The following is a 24,344-nucleotide window of genomic DNA, read 5'->3' on the forward strand; positions in this document are numbered from 1 at the left end:
CCAATAACCAAGGGTCAGACCGAGAGCGTATGAGCCGGGTCTAGGGTTGTGGGGTCTAGGGTCTGGCAAGAGCCTTAGGAACTGTTCTTGGAAAGAGCAATTCATCGTTCCGACACTTCGTGTCCAGGTTCTTGGTTAAAAACCACGGGATAATGAGAGAGCGGGAGACGGAGGAGATGAGGTCCAGTTTGATCGCTCGAGCGGGGGTTGAAGTGCAGCACTTAAAAATGAAGAATCTCCCTTTCGGGAGACTCTAACCGATTTCGGAGCAAATGGAACGGTTTTGGAAATGGCAGCCCCACGGGGAATCGAACCCCGACCTTCGGACTGAGAATCCGGTGGACTAGCCGTTATCCTATGGGGCCGAACAGAAATAATATTATCATGGTCTCCCGCTTTTGTAAACACCCCTGCTTAAGAGATATAATCATTTCGAGGAGGTGTTTCGGTGTTTATCAGACGGTGGTTTTCTCTAGACGCTAAAGCGAACGTTGTTATATGTCACGGGATAGGAGAGCATAGCGGGAGATACGACGGGTTTGCTTCTTATCTTAATAGGAGAGGCTTCGGTGTGTTCGCTACAGACTTTGCCGGGCACGGCATGCAGGCAGGAACGAGAGGCTTCATCAAGTCGTTCGGCGACTTCACTTCCGCTGTGAAGCAGCTTGCGGACGATGTGAAAAAGGTTCAGCCCGATCTTCCAGTCTTTCTTTTCGGCCACAGCATGGGCGGGCTTATCGCCGCTAGGGTCGTTGAGGAGTATCCAAACTCCTTCAAGGCGGTTGCTCTCAGTGCGCCGCATCTGTTTTCTGCAAAGGATTCTGTAAGGAATCTGCTCCCTCTGATTTCCGTTATCAGAAGAATCGCGCCGAAGACCACTTTCAGCAGTTCGTCTCGATTCACTCCTTCAGATCTTTCTCACAATGAAAGGGCCGTTAAGCGATACATCGAAGATCCGTATGTCCACGACCGGGTGTCGCCGAATCTCTTCTTCGGTCTTGAAGAGAGTATTGAGATGGCGATGGCGAATGCGGGAAAGATCAAGGTCCCTGTCTTGATCGTCTACGGTTCGGCAGACAGGGTTGTCGATCCTGTCGGTGCTCAGGAGCTATACGAGAAGATAGAAACCGAGAAGAAAATACTCGAGATCCCCGGTGGAAAGCACGAAATGTTTGCCGACGAAGAGAGGAGGCCTCAGTTCTTCGGGGCGATCTCGTCGTTCTTCTCAGAGCATGTCTGAGTGGATCTCAAGCCAGCGTCTTGAGACTTTTTCATCATGTCTGATCTGTTCTATCAGTTTGTCGACGGATTCGAATTTTAGCTCCGGCCTGATGAATTCGAGGACTTCCAGCTCGAGCTTTCTCTCGTAGAGGTTTCCGGAATAGTTGAAGAAGTAGACTTCGTATTTGACTTCCTCCGATGTGTTTATTGTTGGTCTGAAACCCACATTCAGCAGACCAAAGTAATCTCTTGAATCTATTCGGGATCTGACAATGTAGACTCCTGATTTCGGCGTCACCAGTCTTTCGTCGCCCCTGTATATGTTTGCGGTCGGGAAGCCGATCTTCGACCCCAGCTGCTTGTCTTTGTAGACGATTCCCCTTATAGCGTAATTCTTCCCGAGGAGAGAGTTGGCCAGGGCGATATCGCCTTTGGCGAGAGCCTCTCTTATCCAGCTTGAGCTTATTCTTCTGTTGTCAAGCATAGCATCGGGGACTATCTCAACCCTGAAATCTCTCTCTTCTGAGAGCTTCTTCAGGAGACCCACATTTCCTTTTGCGCCGTTTCCGAAGGTGAAATCGCTACCGACTACAACGACTCTCACACCCTGCTTTATCAGGTTTGAAATGTAGTCTTCAGGCTCGAGATATCTTATCTCCGACATGTTGGCCGTCATTACCTTTTCGATGCCAGATGACAGAATCAGCTCGAGACGGTGCGTGACCGGGTAGATAATTCCGGGAAAATTCGGGAAGTAGTATCCCCAGGGATAGACAATCGAAATCGCGACACTTTGCAGACCGAGATCTTCGGCAAGATCCACAGTCCTTTGCATGATTGCCCTGTGACCGAGATGAACGCCATCGAAATTGCCAATGCAAGCTGCATACATATCAGGCACCGAGAACCTTCACGAGTTTTGCCACTCTCTCGACAGAACCCCTCCTAAGTAGAGTTTTTACGAATGAGGAGGTGCGTTCGGATCTAGCTATCGCAACAAGGTGCTCGTCGCTTCCAACAATGCGTATTATCTCATCCTTGGCAAATTTGCCCAGGATACCGGCAACTCCGCTGGCGTAGATCTGTCGGCCAAGCAGCACGTTCATGGTCTCGGAATCGCTTAGGAGCAGGCCGGGAAGAAAGTCAACCGCTTCTTCCAGCGGAATGATTGAGATCTGGGAGACATCGTCGATCTGAAAAGCGCTGTCGACTGAAAACCTTCCTTGCGAGGTCCGGCGGAGGTTTGTAGTAGTCGCTCCACAGCCGAGCTTATAGCCTATGTCCATCGCCAGCGACCTTATGTAGGTTCCCTTTGAGACTCTCGCAGTAAAGGTAATCCTTTCTCTCGAATAGCTTATATTTGTCATTGAATACACTCTTACCGCTCTTGGCGGAAGGTTGATGATCTTTCCCTCCCGTGCAAGCTTGTAAAGTCTTTCTCCGTTGTACTTCTTGGCAGAGTATGCGGGAGGCACCTGAAGATACTCCCCTTCAAAGGACTTCAAGACAGAAACTATCTCATCCTCGGAAAGCGCAGGAACTTCTCTCTCTTCAACCGTCTTCCCCGTATTGTCAAATGTGTCCGTTATTCGTCCCAGTTCGAGCTCTGCCCTGTATGTCTTGTCCATGTCGAGAAAGTACTCAAGCACTCTCGTCCCTTTTTTCACTCCGGCTATGAGAAGCCCACTGGCAAAGGGGTCGAGCGTTCCCGCATGGCCTATCTTCTTTGTATTCAGTTTTCTTCGAAGAAAGTTGACAACATCGTGAGAAGTCACGCCGACTGGCTTGTCAACAAGTACGATTCCGTCATTCATTTTCCGTGTCGTTCTTCTCCTTTTCGATCTGCTCGAGCAGTTTGGCCACTCTCAAGCTTGCCTCAATTCCCGTGTCTTCCTTAAAACGAATCTCGGGGGCCTTGAAAAGCCTGATGTTCTTTGCAATGGCAGTTCTAAAGAACCCCTTGTCTTCGTTCAGTTTCTTAACGAGCTTCTTCTTCTTGTCATCGGGGCCCATTAGACTCACGTACACGGTTGCGAACCGTTTGTCTTTGGTTAGCTCGACCCTGACAATGGAAGCCATGCCCAGTGAGTCTTTTTCGCTGGTGTAAGATGATAGAGCTACCGTGAGAACCTTCAATATCTCTGACTCCAACATCTCTCTTCTGTAAGTGCTTGCCATAGCTCTCACCTCCTGGATAATTATAACCTACAAAGCGAGTTCGGGAAGTTGTACGATGAAAATGAACGCAACGCCGCCTGCGGCGGGACGCAATGCACTGAAGAGCATCAGTGGACGCAAGGCCCGCTTCGCGGGGAAAGATCCTCAAATCCAGTCTGCTACGCAGGCCGATCTTCTCTATTTGTGATCCCATTCAGAATCATATTCTTCTTGTAGGGGCGAACGGCTGTTCGCCCGAAGAGGGGGAAGCCCTCTCACAGGCGCAAAGCAGAAGACAAAAAGTGGTCGGTCACTAACTCAGGCCAGTCACATTAGACAAGGTTCTCCGTTAGCCGTTCACAGTCCTCCGAGACGCAAGAGAGAGCGATGACCGGGTCTAGGGTTGTGGGGTCTAGGGTCTGGCAAGAGCCTTAGGAACTGTTCTTGGAAAGAGCAATTCTTCGTTCCGACACTGCGCGTCCAGGTTATTCGTTCTTGGTTAAGGAGTGTGAGAAGAGGAGAGAGCGCAAGACGGTCGCTCTCGTCTTCTCGTGAGCGCAGCGAACTCTCCTAAATGCTCTTTCTCGGCTCTTTCAGCGTTCAGCGGAGCTAGGAACGAAGAACAGATCCTCGCTCTGGAACGAAGAACAAATTCTTTTTCTTGGACGGACAACGTTGTCTTCACAGCGATCAGCGGGTCCTTGACTTAAGCGTAGAGCGGTTCTTGCTAAATGCGAGATCCCGTGCAGTTGCATCACGGGATGACAGACCCTTCACGTCATCCTGACAATGATCCTGGTCAGGATCTGGGCTTGGGTCTTGACGAAGGACGGGTCCATGATTTTGGACGGACAACGAAGGACGGTTCTTCACCGCGACCAGGTTACTGCTTGTCGATCTTGAAGACCCATTGTGAATAGGAGCCGGATTCGACGATTAGCGAGTGGCCTACCCCGGTAGGAATGAGCAGTGAATCACCTATTTGCAGGACGTGTTCTTCTTCGACAATCATTTCGTCACTCCTGTACTCGCCATCGGAGATTTCTTTGATCTCACCGCTGAGCTCTCCAGTCTTTACCTTCGCAGTTCCCGAAATTACAACATACAGGTCGTGCTGATACTTGTGGGCCTCAGGTCTCCCTGAGAATGGGGATTTTATCTCCACGGCCTTCGCTGAGAATCCCTTCACTCCGGGTGCGAAGTCCACTCCTTTTGCCGAATACTTTATCGCTTTGTCTGCCATTTTCATTCCTCCTATTCAGAACCAAGTGTATGATTAAGAGTGATCTTGTCTGTGAGAGTCTGGAAATCTCTATCAACCGATAATTGTTCAGAAAGGCCCGGTTAGTTCCTTTCGGAATCTCTGGACGGTGTCTTACTCAGCAATCAATCCTCCAGGCCGGCGTTTAGCAGAGTCTGAAGTTTAACAACTTGCTCGTGCTCGCCGAGCACCATAAGACTGTCTCCCGGCTTGACTATTGTAGAAGCGCTTGGGTTGAACTTGCTGACTCCATCCTTGACTGTTGCAATGACTATCAAGCCGGTTTTTTGCGGGATCTTCAAAGCCTCCAGCGACATCCCCTCTTTAGCGAAAGTGTAGGGTACCTTGACCTCTTCAAAGCGCATCTGAAGTGACCCGGACTGAGAAATGCTGTCGAGAAATCCTGTTATAGTTGGATTGAGCATCATTGACACCATTCTATATGCGCCGATTTCCTGAATCGGGATTACTTTGTCGGCGCCAGCATAGGTGAGTTTGTTTATGTTTTCGCGGTGGGTAACCTTGGAGATAATCTTCATCTGCTTGTTAATTCCTCTAGTCGTAAGGACAACGAATATGTTGTCCACATCATCGGGTAGACAGGCGAGCAGCCCTTGGGCAGTATCAACCCCGGCATTCTTCAAAGTCTCTTCTTCGGTAGCATCTCCCGAGATATAGATGAGTTTTCCTCCCTCTCTTGTTGTAAGATCCCTGAGCCTTTCTTCGTTCTTTTCTACTACCACCACATCGTTGTTTCTCTTGCACATCTCATGAGCGATTGTAGACCCCAAGTCTCCCGCCCCGATTACTATGTAATGATTTTCGAGCTTCTGAATGGTCTTCAATATCCTTCTCCTCCTGATCATCTTATTCACACGCCCTTCTACAAGAAAGGCAGTAATGTTGGAGACTGCATACACAACTATCGTAATACTGGCCAGAATAATCAGACTCGTGAATATCTTTCCCGACTGAGAGAGATCAGTGGGCGTGCTGTACCCAACAGTCGATATCGTTATCATTATCATGAAAAAGGAGTCGATCGGGTTATAGCCTTCAATTATCGAGTATCCTGCGATTCCAATTACGAACACTGCCAGTAACAGAACAAGAGAGACAACAATCTGTCTTACACCACCGGTTTCGTTGTTCATCAATCCCTCCGAATCAAGTAGAGTCTGAGTGAAGCCATTTCTCCGTTATGGTAAAATCTTAGCAGAAGGGGGCCGCTGTGGTCGATGAAGAAATATACTCTCAAAAGTTCTGAAATTCCCGGATTTCTAAGTGAAGGACTCGACGAGGAGCAGCTGAAGGCTGTCGTCGAATCAAACGGACGTTCATTAATAGTTGCGGGCCCTGGTTCTGGAAAGACAAGGGTTATAACATACAAGATCGCACACCTTGTATCAAGCTCTATAAGTCCGCAAAATATCCTTCTTGTTACCTTTACGCGCGCGGCCTCTAGGGAAATGATTGATCGAGCAAGACGGACTAGCGGATCGAATCTTCATGGAATGCTTTCAGGCACGTTCCACCATGTCTGCAACTATTTCTTGAGAAAGTATTCCAGAGCGGCCGAGTTGATGGAAAACTTCACGATCCTTGATAGAGAGGATGCCAAGGATCTGATAAAACATTGCAGGACAGAACTTCTCGAGGAGAGGAAGGGAATCAACAGCTCGACTCTCCCCTCTGCCGGTGTATTACAGAGCATCTATTCGTACTCGGTCAATGTTCTTTCCTCCCTGAGAGAGTCGACAGTAAGAAAGAACAGGAAGTTTCTAGGTTCGTACGATGAGATTGAGGAGATCTGGAAGAGATATGTTCAGGAGAAGACTCGTCAGAACTGTGTAGACTATGACGATCTCCTTCTGAAGGCTCTCAAGCTTTTTAATGAGAATCCCGCTATCTTGAAGAAGGAGTCGGAAAGGTTCAGATGGGTTTTGGTCGATGAGTTTCAGGATACCAACGTTCTTCAGTTCAGACTTGTGGAGATGCTTTCTTCTGTTCATGGCAACCTGATCGTTGTAGGAGATGACGCTCAATCTATCTACTCTTTCCGTGGCGCGAGGTTTGAGAACGTCTATGACTTTCTTGCTGCAAAGGACGCCAAGATCTTCAAGATACAGACCAATTACCGTTCCACCCCTCAAATCGTTGAGCTAATCAATACTATAGTCCCTGAAGACTCGATTGAGAAGCAACTTAGGGCCGTTCGGATGAATGGCCCGATTCCAGTTGTCGCCGAGACCTGGGACAACCTTGAAGAAGCATCGTTTGTGGCTCAAAGAATACAGGAACATATAGACGATGGGATAGACCCTGAAAGCATAGCAGTCTTGTATCGTTCTCATTATCATTCACTGGAACTCCAGATGGAGATGGACAAAAGGAAGATGAATTTCACGCTCTACTCTGGGCCGAGATTTACAGAGACTGCTCATGTGAAGGATATTCTGGCGGTGCTGAAAGTAATTGAAAACCCGCTGGATCAAATCTCATGGGGAAGGTTTCTAAGACTTTTTCCAGGCGTAGGTAATACAACCTCGCTAAAAATAATCCAGGGAATAACAGCTGCCGTGAATGACGGTCACAAGCCGGTCGATGTTGTGAGTTCTCATGTGAGCAACCGTGTTAAGCTGGATAAAATGGTCAGTATCTTCGGCGACATTGGCGAAGAAGAACCTCCTTCGGAGATAATCAGGAGATTCTATACGGATTTCTACGGCGACTACTTGGACGAGAAGTTTCAAGATGCCAGAGAAAGAAGGATGGATGTTGAGAGGATGATCGAAATAGCAGGACGGTACAAATCGATCTCCGACCTCCTCGAGGACCTTGCTGTCAGCGAAAAAATCGACATCGAGCGAGAGTCGGCGGAGAAGCAGCCGTCTGTCGTTCTCACCACAGTTCATCAAGCGAAGGGACTGGAATGGGAAGTTGTCTTTATTCTTGCCGTCAATCCCGGTGATTTTCCCAATTCCATGGCCATAATCGAGGGTTCATTAAGCGAAGAAGAGAGAATTTTCTATGTGGCTGTTACGAGAGCAAAAGATTATCTTTACATACTCAGGCAGAAAGGCGGCAGGTCAAGACCTATGATAGGAAATAGATATGTCTTCAGAAGCGGACACGATTTTGTGGAGAAGTTGCCGAAAGACTGTTTTGAACGATGGGATGTTAGCTGGAATTTTTAGCCACAATTAGGCTGCAATATAGAAGTAACTAGGAGGGAGAAGAAATGAACTCATTGTACTTACCACTTGTAGCAGGGATGATCTCTACAATCTTTGCTTTCATCATGTTGAGACGAACGCTTAGTTTTTCGCAAGGTAGTGACAGGATGAAAGAGCTCTCTAAGTATATTCAAGAAGGTGCCTCTGCATTCCTTGGAGAAGAAGCAAGAAAGATATTTCTTGTGGCGGTAATTCTGGCTGCCGCTCTCGGGATTATCTTTCAGTCGTTCAAATATCCGATAGTCTTGCTATTCGGGGCTCTTGTCTCTGAATTGGCAGGAGTAATAGGAATGTATGCGGCAACAAGAGCTAATGCAAGGGTGGCAGCCGGAGCAGAGAGCGGACTCTCAAGCGCCTTCAAGGTAGCCTTTTCAAGCGGTTCAGTAATGGGGCTTGCCGTCGCGGGCTTCTCTTTGACCGGTCTGGCGATTGTGATGCTGGTTTTCAAGAGCTCGTTCCTATTCGAGAGCATCACAGATATCTCAAAAGCATTCGGGAGGATCTCCTATATAGATGGAGTAATGATCATCAGTTCCTATTCTCTCGGTGCTAGTCTGATAGCTCTGTTCGACAGGGTGGGCGGAGGCATGTATACGAAAGCCGCCGATATGAGTGCCGATCTTGTGGGGAAGATTGAGGAACATATTGAAGAGGATGACCCCAAGAATCCAGCAACTATCGCCGACAACGTCGGTGACAACGTGGGAGATGTCGCTGGTCTCGGTGCAGACATTTTGGAGTCGTACGTTGCATCGATAGTATCTGCGATAGTACTGGCGATCTTCATGAAGTTTGCAGATCATGGAACGATGACAGAGGCTCAGTATTATGGACTGATTATCCTTCCCGTTCTTATTGCCGGAGCAGGCGTGCTTGCCTCGCTGATCGGTGTGCTGGTAGTAGCAAATATGAAAACAAAGGATGCACAGAAGAGTCTGAGTTTCGGGAACTTATTTACCGGGGCTCTTGTTCTCGGATTCGTGGCGATTGTAATCGGAATTGCAGCACCGGATTATCCTTTCAAGGACACCTTCATAATCAATCCCGAATTCGTTTCAAGGTGGAGACTGTTCTTTGCAATAGCTTCGGGACTGATTGCGGGGATAATCATCTCCAAGCTCAGTGAGTACTACACTTCCGATCATTACAAACCGACAAGAAAGCTCGCCAAGGATACTCAAAGCGGCGTAGCAATCAATATTACAGGCGGTCTCGCGCTTGGAATGGGCAGTACGCTCTGGCCCGTGATAACACTAGCAATGGCAATTCTTGGTGCTTACTGGTCTGCCGGTGTATATGGAATCGCGATCGCTGCACTTGGAATGCTTTCCTTTGTCGGATACATTGTTTCAGTAGACTCTTACGGACCGGTAGCGGACAACGCGGGTGGAATCGCTCAGATGGCCAATCTCGATCCGAAGGTCAGAAAGCTGACAGACAGATTGGACTCTGTCGGCAACACGACTGCTGCAATAGGCAAGGGCTTCGCCATAGGTTCTGCAGCCTTTGCCGCTCTGGCGTTGATAGTCTCATACATATGGGGCTCTGCAGGGACTGCAAATGAGATTGTGAACAATCCCGTAATCAACCTCGTAGAACCGTACACACTAATCGGGATCCTAATTGGCGGAATGCTTCCCTTCTTCTTCACTTCATTGTTGATCAAGGGGGTAGCCGATACGGCCAACCTCATGATAGTGGAGATTCGCAGACAGTTCAAAGAGAATCCGGGAATCAGAACTGGCGAGGCGGTGCCTGACTACAAGAAATGTATAGAGATAACTACAAAGGGAGCCGTTAGCAGAATGCTTACTCCCGGTGTGGTCGCGATTGCTTCACCGTTCATAATCGGATTTCTCTTTGGCCGCTCGGCAGTTGCCGGTTTGCTGGTGGGTGGACTTTCAAGCGCGATAATGATAGCCATCTTCAGTGCCAATTCAGGTGGGGCATGGGACAATGCCAAGAAGTTTATCGAAACCGGCGAGTACGGAGGAAAAGGAACTCCAACCCATGAAGCGGCTGTTGTAGGTGACACCGTAGGAGACCCCCTCAAGGATACGGTTGGACCCTCAATGGATATTCTAATAAAGCTCATGGCTGTAGTTTCTCTGGTCTTTGGTTCTCTCTTCCCGGTGACACCGTTCTTCATGTGAAGGAGATATCTTTCTAAAACGCGGCCTCAGGGGCCGCGTTTTCTTTGGGAATCCCTTCATTTCAAAGTATCGGCTGGCCGTGTTAGAATTCTCTCATGGAAACCAAGAAAGCTTTCAGCATGATTTCGTCATACGGTTTTTTTCTCTTTGGATTTACCTCAATAATACTTGGCAGCGCGCTCCCGGCAATCGAGAAAAGTTTCGGGATCGATCATCAGATTGCAGGCGTCTTGCTTTCACTTCCAACGCTCGCCTTCATGTCGTCGGCTTTCGTTGTGAGTGCGCTTACAAATCGTCTCGGACCTTTTAAATTGCTCGCTTTGGGCATCTTCTCTTTTACTGGAGGACTGACCGTTCTCTCGATCGGACGGTCGTTCGCGCTTCTTCTGATTGGAAGCATGGCCGTGAGCTTTGGAACTGGTGCCATGGAGACCTCAATTGGTATTGGGGTCTCCGGAATGAATTATAGAAAGCCCGGTGGAGCGCTCAACCTGATGCATTCGTTATTTGCTGTTGGTTCTATTATTTCGCCATTTCTCGTCGCTGCTTTTCTTGTGGATTATAACTCATGGTGGAAGCCATTTCTGGTAGGCCTTTTTGGAGCGGTGCTTCTAGTTGCCTTTGTTCCGTTTCTCTTAAGAATTCCCTTTGTTGGAACGAGTGAAAAAGCGACTCAGTTCAAGAACGAGGTCTTTTCTCAGAAGATCTTCTGGCTCATCATGGCAGGAGTCCTTCTCTATGTGGGTTATGAGATCGGTTTCACTTCATGGCTTTCAAGCTTCGTTTTTGAGACTAAGGGGATAGATATGAGATATGCAAGCATCTTTCCCGCTCTTCTCTGGGCGGGAATTTTCGTCGGGCGATTACTTGCCGGATTCTTCGTCGATAAACTTGGATACGAGCGGTCGCTTCTGATGATGGTCATAATTGCTTTTGTATCATTTGGAGCAGCATTGCTTCTTCAATCGGCCATAGCGATCGGAGTGGCAGTAGTATTTGCGGGGTTTGGGTTTTCAGGAACTTTCCCCACACTTCAGGCTATCTTGATATCTACTATGAAGAATGGAATAGGTTTTGCAATTGGCATGTTCACAGTAGCCGCATCGATTGGCGGCGCAATTGCTAATTTCTTTGTTGGCTTCCTCGGCCATCAGTTTGGTATGATGGCCGGTGTTGTATTCATAATGTTTCTGATCTTCCTAGAGATTGTCGTAGTGCTTCTCATAATGAGGCTCAGGGCGGTGAAAAGAAATGCATAAGAAAGTCACAGTGATTGGTGCGGGACCTGCCGGTTTGGCAGCGTCAAGAACACTTCTTAGAGAGGGTGTTGACTTCACCCTTTTAGACTCGCGCAGTTTTCCCAGGGAGAAAGGTTGCGCTGGAGGACTTACACCTCGAACGCGAAAAACGATCTCGCAGATATTTCCTGAAGTGGAGATAGATGGTTTTGAAAGCTTCGAGCTTGCCCTCAGTAAGATTACAGATGGATCAGTCAAACATCTGGTGACGCTGGTTTCAAAAAAGCCGATATTCACGACCGTCGACAGAAAGGAATTCGATAGCACTCTGCTGGAATCCGTCATTGATAGAGGGGGAGAGTTTGTCTGCTCAAGAGTAAGAGAGGTGAACAAAAGCGAGGATGCTTTCGTGGTCCGAACAGAAGATGGAGAGTTCACTTCAGACTATGTAATCATTTCTGCGGGAGTCTTCGGAGCGAAGCTCATAGGGCTGGAGCCGCCATGTTACAGCATCGTATCCCACGGTTACAGCTCTCCCACGGGAAGTGCTTCCGTCACCTTTATCCCCAATGGTTACCTTTGGAGTTTCCCTGGTGGGTCTTTCGACTCTGTTGGAGGTGGGGTTTACCCCGATTCGGAGAAGACTCCCTCTTATGAAGAGATGAGTACCTTGATAAAGAGATCTTTCGATGAAGAGATTGATTTGCGGGGGGCACCAATCCCTACTTTCAATACCGATGTAGTTCTTAGTTTGAACAACATATACACGAATTTGCTGGTTGCAGGGGACAGCGCAGGTCTTGTCGATAACTGGATTGGTGCGGGAATTGATTTTGCACTTGATTCAGGGAGGCAGGCGGCCCTGTCGATAGTTGAAGACGGTCACAAAGGAAAGACCGCAAACGAAAGATACCTGGAAAGGCTCTTCCCTATTGCGAGGCATCTGCAGATCGCAGACGCCTTCAGGAAGAGCTTCAACGCGAATTTGGATGAGAAACTAGATCTTCTTAAGGGAAGAACGGCCGGCAAACTGTTGATCAATTATTTGAGCGGTTATGTGAAAGGTCCTTACCGGCTCACTTTAAAGAGTCTCTTCACGAGTGGAGTCAAGAGTCGCTCAACACATAACTGAAGTCGCTCTGGACAGTATCTCTCTTATTCCATCGTTTACAACTTCACCCTCGATCAATCTCATCAACCTTTCTCCGTAAGAATTAGCGATCTCCATGTTGTGAGTTATCATGATTATCGTTATGTCGTACTCTCTGTTGATTCTTGCTGTCAGTTCCATTACTCTGGAGGCGCTGTCCGGATCAAGCGCAGCCGTGTGTTCGTCGAGAAGCAGCAGTCTGGGCTTCGACAAGATGGCCATTACCATTGCAAGAGACTGTTTCTGCCCTCCCGAGAGCTCTCCAGCCTTCGTTTTCATTCTGTCTTCCAGTCCAAGACCTAGACCCCTAAGAAGAGTTATCGCCTCTTCTTTGACAGAACTGAACCTGAAGGGCCTGTTGCCTTTCTTCGATGCGATTATCAAGTTCTCGGCAATAGTAAGAGCCGGGAATATTCCCGTATTTGGCTCCTGATAGACTCTTCCGATGAACTCCGCAAGCCTGTGCGGTTTCATGCAATTCATAGTCTTATCGTCGATTATATATAGACCCGACGTGGGCTGAATTTCACCAAGGATTACTTTCAGAAGGGTTGACTTGCCTGCTCCATTGGGCCCCACTATGGTAACAAATTGCCCTTCGGGAATTGTCAGGCTTACATTCTTCAGAGCGACTCTTTCGTTTTCCATCCCCTGATTGTAAACTACCGTTAGATCTTTGAATTCGACCACAACCTCTTCACCTCCTGTTTCACCTTTCGTTTTTTCCCGCTCGAGGAGAGCTGACGCAATCCAATTACCGTGATTATAAAGACTGCTGTAAGTAGTTTCATGTCACTTGCAAGAAAGCCAATCCTGTAGCCATATCTCATTGCAAGAGAGAGAAGTGCCTGATAGATCACTCCTCCCACTATTGGTGAGAGAAGACCATAGAACAGCTTGACTCTTCCCAGAAGAATCTCACCCATTATTACCGATGCCAAACCTGTAACAACCATTCCCTGACCGATTGTTGCATCTGAGAACCCGCTGTAAAGAGCGAAAAGACCGCCGCTCAGCCCAATAATACAGTTGGCAATGGTAAGCCCCGCAATGGCAAGAACATTCTGCGAGATTCCAAAGGAAACCACCCCTAAGGGATTACTGCCAAAAGCTCTCAGTGTCATTCCCGGATCAGACTTTAAAGCAATTGACAGAACTACTATCACAGCAGAAATCACCAGAATTATGAGCGTCAAATCCGAACCGTCGAGATCGTTGTTGAAGATGTTCTTGGCGACAACGGTTGTTCTTGACTCTCTCTTCTCAGTATCTATATCGATCTCTTCAAATAGACTTTCCAAACCTGTGCTTCCGCTCATCTCTTCGAAACTCTGGGTTGCTCTCTCTGGAACGACTCTAGGAACAGGGAGATTGGGGCCACCCATTACCCTGAGATTTACTGAGTAAAGCATTGTCATGACTAATATTCCGGCTAGAAGAACGTTGATCTTGAGTTTTCTGTGGATGGTTCCAGTGATGCTCCCCGCAAGCGCCCCGGTACCTGCCGCTAACGCTATCGCTACCCAGGCAGGTAGTCCGGAGACAACAGCTCTTACGGCAACAGCGGCACCCAGCGCAAAGGATCCATCCGTTGTGAGATCTGGAAGATCAACTATTCTGAAAGATATGTACACTCCCAGGGCCATAAGGCCAATTATTAATCCCTGTTCCAGAATCGCCATCTTACTACCTTTTGGTCTCTACACCATCAGTTACTACGAGATTGGCAAGATCCAGAACTGATTGTGGGATTTCAACACCGATCTGCTCGGCTATGTCTGTGTTGACGAAAAGAATCAGGGAATCCTGGCCAAGTATCTTCGTCTCGAGTTCCGATGGAGGAGTGCCCATAAGAATCTCAACGACAAGTTCCCCGGTGGCTCTACCTACCTGGTAGTAGTTGAATCCAAAGCCTATCAGTCCGCCGGATCTTGCGATGTCAATATCGGCCGCGACGATTGCGATATTCTCTCTCAAAGCTACTTTAGAAATCGATTCTATGCTTGAGGCCGCGGTGTTGTCAGTACCGATGTAGATAGCATCGACGTCTTTGATCTGAGCGTTAAGAGAGGTGACCATTTCAACCGTCGTGGAGCCTGTGATATCAATAAGCTTCAGTCCAAGAGCGTCACAAGCCTCTTTTGCAAATTCTCTTATCGTTACAGAATTTGCCTCTCCTGAATTGTAGATAATCCCTACCGTCTCGACTTGTGGCAGAGTTAGTTTGAGAAGCTGCAGCTGAGTCTTTACAGGCGTCATATCGCTTATTCCAACGACATTTCCCGGGTTTTTGCCAAATGAAGGAACTAGACTGGCACTGACTGGATCCGTAACAGCACTGAAGACTATTGGAATGGTCTTGGAAGCATTTACCAGCGCCTGTGCAGATGGGGTGGCGATACCCACCATTACTGCCGGGTTAGTCGAAACAAACTGTCTAGCGATAGTAACCGCGGTTGAAACCGAGCCCTGAGCGTTCTGAAAGTCGATTACTATGTTCTCTCCGTGCTTAAAGCCGTTCTCTTCGAGTACGTCAATTACCCCATCCCTTACCGCATCGAGTGCCGGGTGTTCAACGATTGCCGTAATTCCTACCGTCTGCATAGATAAACCAAGAACTCCAAAAAGTAGCACCAAACATACAAGAACCCGCTTCATTCTACATCCCTCCTGATATAAAAAAAGAGAGGACGTTTCTCACGTCCTCTCTCTTTATACTCTCTAGTGTATTTTAACTCAAGCACACACCGGAGGAGTCCGAAGAAAGGACGTTCCTCCTAAACCAATAAGCGTATACGTAGCTTACATATGCCGCTCGAGTCATCGCATTAACCTCCGAATATCTTGATAGGAAATTTATACCACAAATGAATGTTACGGATCAAGATTAAAGACAAACGTTTTGTTTCCGTTAGGTTCTCTCTTCTCTTGAATACGGTACTCCCAATGACGCCGGAGCCCCCACCTTTCTCTTCAGTGTGTCTGTAGAGGTGAAGAACAGAACGGCGATCGTGAGAAGATATGGAAGCATCTTCAGAAAGTCCGGCGAAATATGCGCCCCGACTGCCTGCAATCTCAATCCAAGGGCAGTGATTCCGCCGAAGAGATATGCTCCGATCAATGCCTTTGCGGGATCCCAGGTGGCGAATAGCACAAGAGCTATGGCGATCCAGCCTCTTCCTGCAGTCATGTTCTCGATCCACATGGAGTTGTAAGCAAGCGAAAGATAAGCTCCCCCGATTGCCGTGATGGAACCTCCCAGTATCGTGTAGAAGTATCTCACTGCAAAGACGTTTATTCCTTTGGCGTCTGCGGCATCGGGAGATTCACCAACTGCACGAAGCGTAAGCCCAGGACGCGTCTTGTATATGAGTAACCACATGAGCGGAACCATAATAAAGCTTATGTAGACCAGGAGATCATGGCTGAATAGGATCTGACCAATGTATGGTATCTCGGAAAGAACGGGGATCTTTATCGGTTCAAAACGTCTGGCGATTACGCCTATATAATCCTTTCCCCAGAGTCCGCTGAGGCCTGTGCCAAGCATCGTGATAGCAAGTCCGCTCACGATCTGATTTACTCTCAGAGTCACTGTGAAAAAGGCGTGGACCAGACCAAGAATAGCTCCTGCAAGCATTGCAACTAGAATTGCAGCGAGAAGGCTCGACGTCTGGTAAGAAGCAACAAAGCCTCCTATCGCACCAATCAGCATAAATCCTTCTAGCCCAAGATTCATGACACCCGACCTCTCCGTGAATATCGTGCCGAGGACCGCAAAAAGCAGCGGAGTTCCAGCCCTAACGGTAGCGCTGAGTGTCGAGAGAATGAAAGACTCAATATTATTCATTCGTGGCAGCCTCCTCTCTCGATACCCTCAACCTATATTTGGAAATTGCCTCTCCACCGAGAAGGCTAAAAAGTACCAGCCCCTGGAATACCGATATCAGAGCCATCGGCAGCTTATAGAACATCTGAAGCTGATCATTTCCTACGAGCAGCCCGCCGAAGAGAAATGCGACAAGTAGAATTGCAATTGGGTTCAACTTGGCCAGCCAGGCCACGATGATTGCAGTGTAGCCGTATCCTGGAGAGAAACCGTGTTGCAGTCTGTGCTGAATGCCCATCATCTGTACGGCTCCGCCCAACCCTGCTATTGCTCCGCTGACAACAAGTGCAATGATTGTGTACTTTATTATGCTGATTCCCGAGTACCTGGCCGCCTGAGCATTGTCTCCAACGATTTTCGAATTCATTCCCCATCTTGTTCGCTTATAGACATAGTAAAGGACTATCGCAAGGGCAACAGCAATAAAGAAGCCAACGTGGAACTCGCCTTTGAAAAGAGTCGGCAACCTTGCTTGATCGGGGAAAGGAGCCGTCCCGGGGAAGCCGTAGCCTTTGGGGTCTTTCCACGGTCCATAGACAAGATAATCCACCCAGAATATTGCGACATAGTTGAGCATGAGAGTTACCACTATCTCGTCGGTCTTTGCAAAAGCCTTCATTAATGCTGGAATCAAGGCCCAAATGCCACCCGCTGCCGCTCCGAGAATTGAAATAAGGATAATCATCAGTACCGGTGAAGTGACATCTTTGAATAAGAACAGAGCTCCCCAGGTAGCGGCTAATGCTCCCATATAGAGCTGGCCTTCACCGCCAATGTTCCATATCTTCATTCTATAGGCAAATGACAGACCCAATCCCACAAAGGCGAGAGGGACCATTCTCATCAGCGTGCTGAAGATTCCATACTTGTTGGCAAATGGCCACGTGAGCATCTCTTTGTATGCTTCAAATGTTTCGCGGAATGCAAGCGAGAGGCTTCCCAGCCGTCCATAGAAGAATACCAGCAAGATTATGCCCATTAGAAACAGAGCGAGCGCTACAGAAAGAACAGGGACAAGGATCGAGGAGTATTTGGGGACTGTCAGTCTCTTCTCGATTTTTATTCTCACGCTATCTCCCCCTGCTTTGAACCGGCCATCATGAAACCGATCTCCTCGGTGAATTTCGGATCAGGAGGCGTATATCCCATTATTTCTCCCTCATACATTACTGCAACCCTGTCCGAAAGCCTGAATATTTCGTACAGTTCGCCGGCCAGAAGCAAAACGGCCGCTCCGCGCTCTTTGTGAGCAAGAAGAGTTCTGTAGACAAATTCCATGGCTCCAATATCAAGTCCTCTTGTGGGGTGCTCCGCTATGATGAGGCAGGGTTTAGTGGACAGTTCCCTGGCAAGGACCAGTTTCTGCAGGTTTCCGCCTGAAAGAAATTTCGCGGCTGTCTTCGTCGAAGGGGTGGATATCGAATAACTGCTAATCAATTCTTCTGTAGCCTTCTGCATTGCGCTAATGTTAACGTTGAAGGGCGACTGAGGAATATAGTTGGTGTGAGCGTTCTTCATGAACATGTTTTCGGTTATTGACAGTGAAGGACAAGTTGCGAGGGCTCTTCTGTCCTGAGGTATGAATGCCACGCCACCCTTTATTCTTTGGGCGACGTCAGTGTGACGAAGAGTTTTATCGTTTAACACCACCTTGCCCTGCACAGGGTTTCTAAGACCGTAAATTGCCTCTGCAAGTTCTCTCTGACCGTTTCCGGCAACTCCGGCAATCCCCAATATTTCGCCCGACTTTATGCTTAGACTGAGACTTCTTACTGCTTCAAGATTCTTGTCATTCTTGACGGTGAGATTCTCCACCTGGAGTACCGTTCTTCCCGGCTTGGTCTTGGGTTTGTCGAAATCTAGCAGCACATCCCTCCCCACCATCATTCTCACCAGGGATCTTCTATCAATTGAACTTCTCTCCTCAGTTCCAATAACTTTTCCGCCCCTCAGCACGGTAACTCTGTCGCTAATCTCAAGAACCTCGTCCAGCTTGTGACTTATGAAGATTACTGAAGAGCCTTCACTCACAAGCTTTCTTATTGCTTTGAACAAGACTTCCGTCTCTTGAGGAGTAAGGACTGCCGTCGGCTCGTCAAGAATGATGACTTTAGCGCCTGTGTAAAGCAGCTTCAGAATCTCGATTCTCTGCTTCTCCCCAACCGAAAGAGTCCAGACTCGAGCCCTGGGATTCACTGGAATGTCGTAGCTTTCACCAAGTTTCTTTATACTTGATTCTACTGTTTTGGTCTTTACGAAGAAGCCCGTCTCCTTAAGTCCGAGTACAACGTTTTCGGCGACCGTGAACGACGGTACTACCGTGAAGTGCTGTTGAACCATACCTATCCCGTATTTAAGAGCGTTGTGAGGAGAAGACACGGAAATCTGCTTGCCCTCCATGAATATCTCTCCCTCATCGGCCTTGTATATACCGAACAGTATGTTCATGAGAGTTGTTTTTCCTGCTCCATTCTCTCCAAGGAGAGCATGAACTTCGCCTTTTTTTAGGTCAAGAGAGATGTTTTCATTTGCTATTACACCTGGAAAGGCTTTGGTGATGTTTCTCATTTCAAGAACCGGAAGCTCAGCCAAGAAAAATCACTCCAAAGAAAGAAATCGAGGGGCCGGGCGGCCCCTCACAACATTACTGAATCTTTCCCACTACGTTGTTTACAAACCAATCCATGCTGAGAAGCTCTGCATCGGTAGGCTTCTCGCCTTCTGCGTATCTCAGTGCACCCGTCTGGTCGTAAACAGGCCCGTCGAAGGGGTGCATAAGGCCCTGAACGATCGCCTCTCTCATAGACATCACGAGTTTTGCCACGCCATCTGGAACAAGATCAGCTACGAAGATATCGACAACACCATCCTTGATTCCTCCCCAGTACTGTTCGTTGGTCCAGGTTCCCTCAATCACGTTTCTCACTACGTACTCGTAGAAAGGACCCCAATTCCATACAGGGGCTGCGAGGAATGCGTTTGGAGCGAAGGCACTCATATCGCTGTTGTATCCTATTGAAAGCGCGCCTCTGTCTTCTGCCGCCTGCTGTGGAGCCGGTGAATCCTGGTGCTGTGTTATCAAGTCGGCACCTACATCGAGAAGTGATTCTGCTGCCTCTTTCTCTCTTGCAGGATCAAACCAGGTGTTGGACCAGACTACATGGACCTTTGCATCGGGATTGACATACTGAACACCCATCGCAAAGGCGTTGATTCCACGTATTACCTCTGGTATTGGATAGGCGGCGACGTAACCAATAATGTTGGTTTTCGTCATTGCACCTGCTATCAGACCGCTAAGGAATCTCGGCTCATACATTCTGCCGAAGTAGGTCCCCAAATTGTCGGTAGTCATGTAACCGGAGCAGTGCATGAAGGTTGAATCCGGGAAGGCCTGCGATACCTTTACCATACTGTCCATGTAGCCGAAGCTGGTTCCGAAGATGAGGTCATATCCTCTCTGGGCATATCCTCTGAATACGACTTCAGCCTCAGCTCCTTCAGGTACGCTCTCAATGAAATCCGTTACCACCTGATCACCGAAGACTCTCTCCAGATGCAGTCTACCTTCGTTATGCATCGTGCTCCAGCCACCGTCGCCGACGGGTGCAACATAGATAAAAGCTACTTTCAGTGGTGCAGCCATCAGCGCCGCTGCAATCAGCAGTACCGAGAAGAACAAGAAAAGCTTCCTCACTGTCATTACCCCCTTTGTAGTGAAATAGGTTTTCCTGACGTAGAAATTATACATTTATGAGATTGACAATCCAAATCGAAAGCCGATGAGTAATCGAAAAGACGCTTGAGTGTATAAGTCTATTAAAACAGCTTTCCGCGACATTTGGGGTACTTCTCATTAAGATAGTTTGAGACTTCTCTTCGCGGTGGTAAAATATGATGAAGGAAGTGTTGACGTTTATACAAAATAGAGAAGGAGGCTAACTATGATAACTGCAAGAATGGAAAAGGAGATCAACGCCCAGATAAAGGCCGAATTTGAATCCGCGTTTATTTACATGGGTATGGCTGCCTGGGCTCACAAGAATGGATACTTTGGAACAGAAAACTTCATGTGGAAACAGGCAAAAGAGGAAGAAGGGCACGCAATGAAGTTTATTGATTACCTTAAGGACGTAGATGCAACCGTTGAAATTCCTGGCATTGAGAAACCGACCATTGGCTACAAGTCGATTCTAGATGTGTTCGAAAAAGGACTTGAACATGAGAAATACATCACTTCACGGATCAATAATCTCGTCACGATTTCCGATGAAGATGGAGATTACGCAACCAATGATTTTCTTCAGTGGTATGTCACGGAGCAGGTAGAAGAGGAGAAGACGTTCAGGAACATAGTCAAGCGGCTGAAAATGGTCGGCGACCACGTGAATGGAATCTTCATGATTGATTCGAAGCTCGAAGAGAGATAGATCTCTGCGGGATGCCTTGGCATCCCGCTTTTCTTTCTCGCCGGACGGCACCAGCTCGAGATAAAGGGGGGGTGAAAATGCGGAGACTGCTTTCTCTAATCTTCATCATAGCTTTTTCAACTCTATTACTTGCTTCCGATCTTCAACTCACGATTCTCCATACGAGTGACATTCATGGAAATATCTTCCCAGTAGATTATGCAACCGGGAACTACGCAGCTGTGGGGCTGGCAAAGGTATCGAGTTTCGTCAATCATATGAGATCGACGAATCCGAATACCATCGTCATAGATACGGGGGATCTAATTCAGGGAACCCCGATTTCATACTACTTTTCGAGAATAGATGACTCCACTGTCAATCCGGTAATAAGGGCCATGAACATGATCGGATTCACAGCTTCCGCCATAGGGAGTCACGAATTCAGCTACGGGCCAAAGACTCTGGAGGAAGCCGTCTATTGCGCAGAGTTCCCCTTTCTTTGTGCAAACATAGTCTTTGAAGGTAGTGAAGATCCTGTCTTTCCCCCCTATGAGATACTCACCCTCGAAAGTGACGATGAGAACTTGAGGATCGCGATTCTCGGCCTTACAACGACTATCATACAGAAATGGGAAGATCCCGAACACATCGCGGGCCTTTCCTTTCTCGATCCAGTGTGTGTCGCTGAGAAATATGTTCCTTTGCTGAGAGAAGAGGCAGATGTTTTAGTAGTCGCTTACCACGGAGGCTTTGAAAGAGATCTGGCAACTGGCGAGCCCACTGAAGAGTTTACTGGGGAGAATGCCGGTTACGAGATATTAAAACGAGTCGAGGGAATTGATGTGATGTTGACCGGTCATCAGCACAGAGCCATTGCGGAGATAGTAGATGGAGTTGTAGTTTCTCAGCCTTCGAGTCGGGGAAGCTTCGTCGGCAGAGTTGAACTGGGACTTGAGAAGAGAAACGGTCGCTGGAAGATTATCGACAAGTCCGTTGGTCTTGTGTCGATGGAGACGTATGATGGCGACAAGGCTCTGCTGGAAACGTTAGGAGATTTCGAGAACCGGGTTCAGAGCTGGCTCGATCAACGTGCCGGTTTCTCCATAGGAGACTCTTATATATCAGACCACTTTGAAGCTAGATTGAAAGACAATGCTCTAATTGAGTTTATCAATAAGGTTCAGATGGAAGCAACAGGCGCAAGTATTTCATGTGCCTCGATCCTAACGGACGATATCACTGGATGGAAGACAGGCCCCATCACTATTCGTGATGTCATTTCTGCATATCCTTTTTCGCATTCCCTGAAAGTTCTTCAAGTAACCGGCGCCGATATCAAGACTGCCCTCGAGAAAAGCGCCGAGTACTTCACTTACGCGGACAACGAGATTGCTCTCACGGAGAGTTGCCTGACGTCAAAGCCAATGCACTGTGACTATGATATGTGGGAGGGAATCGAGTATATCATCGCCGTGGATAGACCTGTCGGAGAGAGAGTTCTAAGTCTAAGGCGAAATGGAAAGCCTCTCGAAATGAACGAGACTTATGAGGTCGTCTTGAACAGCTATCGATCAGGGGGTGGAGGCGGATATCACATGTTTGAAGGCAGGCCCGTTGAAAGGGAGATAATGCTCGACATTTCGGAAATCATGACGGATTACGTGCTGGAGCGGCAAGTCATAAGCGCTACATTAGACGAAAACTGGTCCGTGGGAACGGGATTAGTTCACACGATAGGGTGGAACGAGACATTGAGGTCTATAGCAGAAATGTATGGAATTAGCGCCTCTGAGATTATGAAATACAACCCCGACCTCACAAGAGTTCGAAGTATCCCGACCGGCACAGAACTGATTATCTACAGACCTGCGATTCCATAAAACTGAACCTTCTGGCTATACTAAAACATTCTCACAAGAGCGGCGACAATTTTGAAGGCTGGTTCTGTTAGGATTTCTATTCAGCGCGGGTTAGGAACTGCCTAACTTCCTGGATATATTCTAACGGCTTTTCGAGATGGTGCTCATGCGAAGACTCTTCAAATACCCTCATAACACCGTTCGAAAACTTCTCTGTGTAGAAAGCGGTTGCCTCGGGCGTTGCCTCGTCGTACTTTCCGCAGGTCAGTAGAACGGGAGAGTTGATTTCGCCAAGCCGTGAACTGCAGTCGTAATCCTTCAGGACACCCGTTACCGTAAATTCGCTTGGACCGTACATATAGTTGTAGACGTCTTCCCCCATGCCTGCGATGGCCTCGTTCATGCACTCTGGCCAGGGTTCCATTCTGCAAACGAACTTGCCGTAGAACTCCGAAACTGCTTCCTGATAATCTTCTTGGGTGAAATTACCGCTTTTCTCTGCTCTATTAATCGCCTCTCTTGATCTAGCTGAAAGCGTTTCCATTAGCCTTCTGCAGGCGCTTCATTGACAAGATAAAGCATGTTCACATCAAAGATGTTTCTGAAGACCTCGCAGCCGCCATGAGGGGAAAGGACACCGGAATCGGCATTAGTCATTCGGCAATTGGAGATGGCGTTAATTCAGACAACATAAAGACAATCATCGCCATGCTAAGGGACCACGGATACACTGGAACTCTGAGCATGGAGTGCGAGGGCATGGGTGGACCACTGATCGAAAGATCGCTCAAATGGTTGAGAACAACTCTTGAGGAGCTTGAAATAGAAGAAGAGAAGTGAAACAGATTTCGGCACCGATTTAGGGAAGGATCTAGTCCGCTTTCAGCTTCTTTGTCCGAAGCTGGAAAAGGGCGTTAAAATACTAGTTTCCATATGGTACCGATAGTGTAAAACAGAGTTAATCCTGATGGAGTAATCTTAGTTCGATAATATGAAAGGAAACGTAGCTCCTCAGATTCAACTGCTAGGCCTCGTTTTGGACGAGGCCCCTCCTTCTTTCAAGTCAATGGAAACGTCACTACGCCAGCAATTTCAAGGGCGGACGAATTTCGTCTCATTTTCCATTACGCTTTTACCATCATCTATTGCACAACTCGCCGCCTCTGTAACTACAACCGCATCCTGGAACTTGCAACAGTCTTCTCGAAGTACGAACGACCTTTGAAAGAAAGAAGCTCTTCGTTACAGAGCGAGAATCTGTTCTTCGTTCCTAGATCCGCTGTACGCAGGGAAGAAGAGTCGCAAGTTGTCAGTTCCAAGTTGCAAGACTACAAATGAAATTGGGGCAGACCAGTTTCTAAGGTCCCTTTTTCGCGTTACAAATCGAGATCCTGACCAGTAGCATTGTCAGGATGACATGAAGAAGTTGTCATCCCGTAGAGCCTGCCCTGAAAATCTCCTGTTCAGGGGTTCTGTTTGGGGTCTTGTTCAGGGATCCTGTACGGGATCTCGCACCTAAGAACCGCTGTACGCTTAAGAACATAAAACCCGCTGATCGCTGTGAAAAACCGGCCTTCGTTGCCTGTCCAAAAAGGGAATTTGTTCTTCGTTCCAGTGTGCCAAGAAGGCGAAGAAGGGAACTTCTAGCCGTGCTTAATCGAAGATGAGGGAGGGCCCCTCGAAGCCGCCATGCAGGTGGAGGTTTCGAACCACCGTAAGCTGCTGTGGTAAAGAGCCATGGTAGTGAACGTTACGGGAAAAGGCGGGA

The 24,344-nt window shown here is 48.0% G+C and carries 21 protein-coding genes and 1 tRNA gene; 8 read left to right on the forward strand and 14 right to left on the reverse strand.

Annotated elements, in window-relative coordinates; genetic code table 11:
- Nucleotides 1–290 precede the first annotated feature (290 nt).
- Nucleotides 291–365, reverse strand: a tRNA-Glu gene (locus B3K42_RS07440).
- Between the two features lie 83 nt (nt 366–448).
- On the opposite strand from B3K42_RS07440, the gene B3K42_RS07445 reads away from it, so the two are divergent.
- On the forward strand, nt 449–1,240 hold the full coding sequence (locus B3K42_RS07445; protein WP_110990217.1) for an alpha/beta hydrolase: 792 nt from the start codon (nt 449–451) through the stop codon (nt 1,238–1,240).
- On the opposite strand, the gene ribF is transcribed toward B3K42_RS07445, so the two are convergent.
- The 5 genes from ribF to B3K42_RS07470 all read right to left on the reverse strand — a co-directional run bounded on the left by ribF (nt 1,226) and on the right by B3K42_RS07470 (nt 5,793).
- The gene (gene ribF, locus B3K42_RS07450; protein WP_258367204.1) at nt 1,226–2,113 is read right to left on the reverse strand and encodes a riboflavin biosynthesis protein RibF; all 888 of its coding nucleotides are present in this window, start codon (nt 2,111–2,113) and stop codon (nt 1,226–1,228) included. The genes B3K42_RS07445 and ribF overlap by 15 nt on opposite strands.
- 1 nt (nt 2,114) lies before the next feature.
- Entirely contained in the window at nt 2,115–3,035 is a 921-nt protein-coding gene (gene truB, locus B3K42_RS07455; protein WP_110990219.1) for a tRNA pseudouridine(55) synthase TruB, read from the reverse strand.
- The gene (gene rbfA, locus B3K42_RS07460; protein WP_110990220.1) at nt 3,028–3,399 is read right to left on the reverse strand and encodes a 30S ribosome-binding factor RbfA; all 372 of its coding nucleotides are present in this window, start codon (nt 3,397–3,399) and stop codon (nt 3,028–3,030) included. The genes truB and rbfA overlap by 8 nt, the downstream gene beginning before the upstream one ends.
- Before the next feature lie 862 nt (nt 3,400–4,261).
- A complete protein-coding gene (locus tag B3K42_RS07465) occupies nt 4,262–4,621 on the reverse strand; it encodes a cupin domain-containing protein (RefSeq protein WP_110990297.1) in 360 nt (119 codons plus the stop codon).
- 143 nt (nt 4,622–4,764) lie between these two features.
- Nucleotides 4,765–5,793, reverse strand: a complete 1,029-nt coding sequence (locus B3K42_RS07470; protein ID WP_110990298.1) for a potassium channel family protein — start codon at nt 5,791–5,793, stop codon at nt 4,765–4,767.
- 84 nt (nt 5,794–5,877) lie between these two features.
- On the opposite strand from B3K42_RS07470, the gene B3K42_RS07475 reads away from it, so the two are divergent.
- The 4 genes from B3K42_RS07475 to B3K42_RS07490 all read left to right on the forward strand — a co-directional run bounded on the left by B3K42_RS07475 (nt 5,878) and on the right by B3K42_RS07490 (nt 12,398).
- A complete protein-coding gene (locus tag B3K42_RS07475) occupies nt 5,878–7,836 on the forward strand; it encodes an ATP-dependent helicase (protein WP_110990299.1) in 1,959 nt (652 codons plus the stop codon).
- 44 nt (nt 7,837–7,880) lie between these two features.
- A complete protein-coding gene (locus B3K42_RS07480; protein WP_110990300.1) occupies nt 7,881–10,028 on the forward strand; it encodes a sodium-translocating pyrophosphatase in 2,148 nt (715 codons plus the stop codon).
- Nucleotides 10,029–10,123: 95 nt separating this feature from the next.
- Nucleotides 10,124–11,287: an MFS transporter gene (locus B3K42_RS07485; protein WP_110990301.1), complete on the forward strand. Its 1,164-nt coding sequence runs from the start codon at nt 10,124–10,126 to the stop codon at nt 11,285–11,287.
- The gene (locus tag B3K42_RS07490; RefSeq protein ID WP_110990302.1) at nt 11,280–12,398 is read left to right on the forward strand and encodes an FAD-dependent monooxygenase; all 1,119 of its coding nucleotides are present in this window, start codon (nt 11,280–11,282) and stop codon (nt 12,396–12,398) included. Before B3K42_RS07485 ends, B3K42_RS07490 begins: the two co-directional genes overlap by 8 nt.
- On the opposite strand, the gene B3K42_RS07495 is transcribed toward B3K42_RS07490, so the two are convergent.
- From B3K42_RS07495 to B3K42_RS07525, 7 genes are all read right to left on the reverse strand, one after another.
- Nucleotides 12,384–13,106 (reverse strand): ABC transporter ATP-binding protein, encoded by a 723-nt coding sequence (locus tag B3K42_RS07495; RefSeq protein ID WP_292598041.1) that lies wholly within the window; start codon nt 13,104–13,106, stop codon nt 12,384–12,386. The two genes, B3K42_RS07490 and B3K42_RS07495, sit on opposite strands and share 15 nt — an antisense overlap.
- A complete protein-coding gene (locus B3K42_RS07500; RefSeq protein WP_292598044.1) occupies nt 13,085–14,098 on the reverse strand; it encodes an ABC transporter permease in 1,014 nt (337 codons plus the stop codon). Before B3K42_RS07500 ends, B3K42_RS07495 begins: the two co-directional genes overlap by 22 nt.
- A 4-nt stretch (nt 14,099–14,102) precedes the next feature.
- Complete coding sequence (locus B3K42_RS07505; protein ID WP_292598048.1) at nt 14,103–15,074, reverse strand: ABC transporter substrate-binding protein; 972 nt, start codon at nt 15,072–15,074, stop codon at nt 14,103–14,105.
- Between the two features lie 253 nt (nt 15,075–15,327).
- Entirely contained in the window at nt 15,328–16,266 is a 939-nt protein-coding gene (locus B3K42_RS07510) for an ABC transporter permease (protein ID WP_292598051.1), read from the reverse strand.
- Complete coding sequence (locus tag B3K42_RS07515; RefSeq protein ID WP_292598053.1) at nt 16,259–17,374, reverse strand: ABC transporter permease; 1,116 nt, start codon at nt 17,372–17,374, stop codon at nt 16,259–16,261. Before B3K42_RS07515 ends, B3K42_RS07510 begins: the two co-directional genes overlap by 8 nt.
- Nucleotides 17,371–18,897 (reverse strand): ABC transporter ATP-binding protein, encoded by a 1,527-nt coding sequence (locus B3K42_RS07520; protein WP_292598056.1) that lies wholly within the window; start codon nt 18,895–18,897, stop codon nt 17,371–17,373. Before B3K42_RS07520 ends, B3K42_RS07515 begins: the two co-directional genes overlap by 4 nt.
- A gap of 52 nt (nt 18,898–18,949) precedes the next feature.
- Nucleotides 18,950–20,008, reverse strand: a complete 1,059-nt coding sequence (locus tag B3K42_RS07525; protein WP_292598059.1) for a BMP family ABC transporter substrate-binding protein — start codon at nt 20,006–20,008, stop codon at nt 18,950–18,952.
- Between the two features lie 241 nt (nt 20,009–20,249).
- Here B3K42_RS07525 and B3K42_RS07530 point away from each other — a divergent pair, with 241 nt between their 5' ends.
- Together B3K42_RS07530 and B3K42_RS07535 are read left to right on the forward strand one after the other, a co-directional pair.
- Nucleotides 20,250–20,735, forward strand: coding sequence for a ferritin (locus B3K42_RS07530; RefSeq protein ID WP_292598062.1), 486 nt, complete (start codon nt 20,250–20,252; stop codon nt 20,733–20,735).
- Nucleotides 20,736–20,812: 77 nt separating this feature from the next.
- Nucleotides 20,813–22,597: a 5'-nucleotidase C-terminal domain-containing protein gene (locus B3K42_RS07535; RefSeq protein ID WP_292598065.1), complete on the forward strand. Its 1,785-nt coding sequence runs from the start codon at nt 20,813–20,815 to the stop codon at nt 22,595–22,597.
- Nucleotides 22,598–22,673: 76 nt separating this feature from the next.
- Here the strand turns inward: B3K42_RS07535 and B3K42_RS07540 are convergent, their stop codons facing one another.
- Nucleotides 22,674–23,120 carry a hypothetical protein gene (locus B3K42_RS07540; protein WP_292598068.1) on the reverse strand — a complete coding sequence of 149 codons (447 nt, stop codon included), beginning with the start codon at nt 23,118–23,120 and terminating at the stop codon, nt 22,674–22,676.
- A gap of 44 nt (nt 23,121–23,164) precedes the next feature.
- Between B3K42_RS07540 and B3K42_RS07545 the strand changes: the two genes are divergently transcribed.
- Nucleotides 23,165–23,416: a hypothetical protein gene (locus B3K42_RS07545; protein WP_414674523.1), complete on the forward strand. Its 252-nt coding sequence runs from the start codon at nt 23,165–23,167 to the stop codon at nt 23,414–23,416.
- Nucleotides 23,417–24,344 lie beyond the last annotated feature (928 nt).

It is taken from the genome of Mesotoga sp. UBA6090 (assembly GCF_002435945.1).
In the GTDB taxonomy this organism is placed as follows: domain Bacteria; phylum Thermotogota; class Thermotogae; order Petrotogales; family Kosmotogaceae; genus Mesotoga.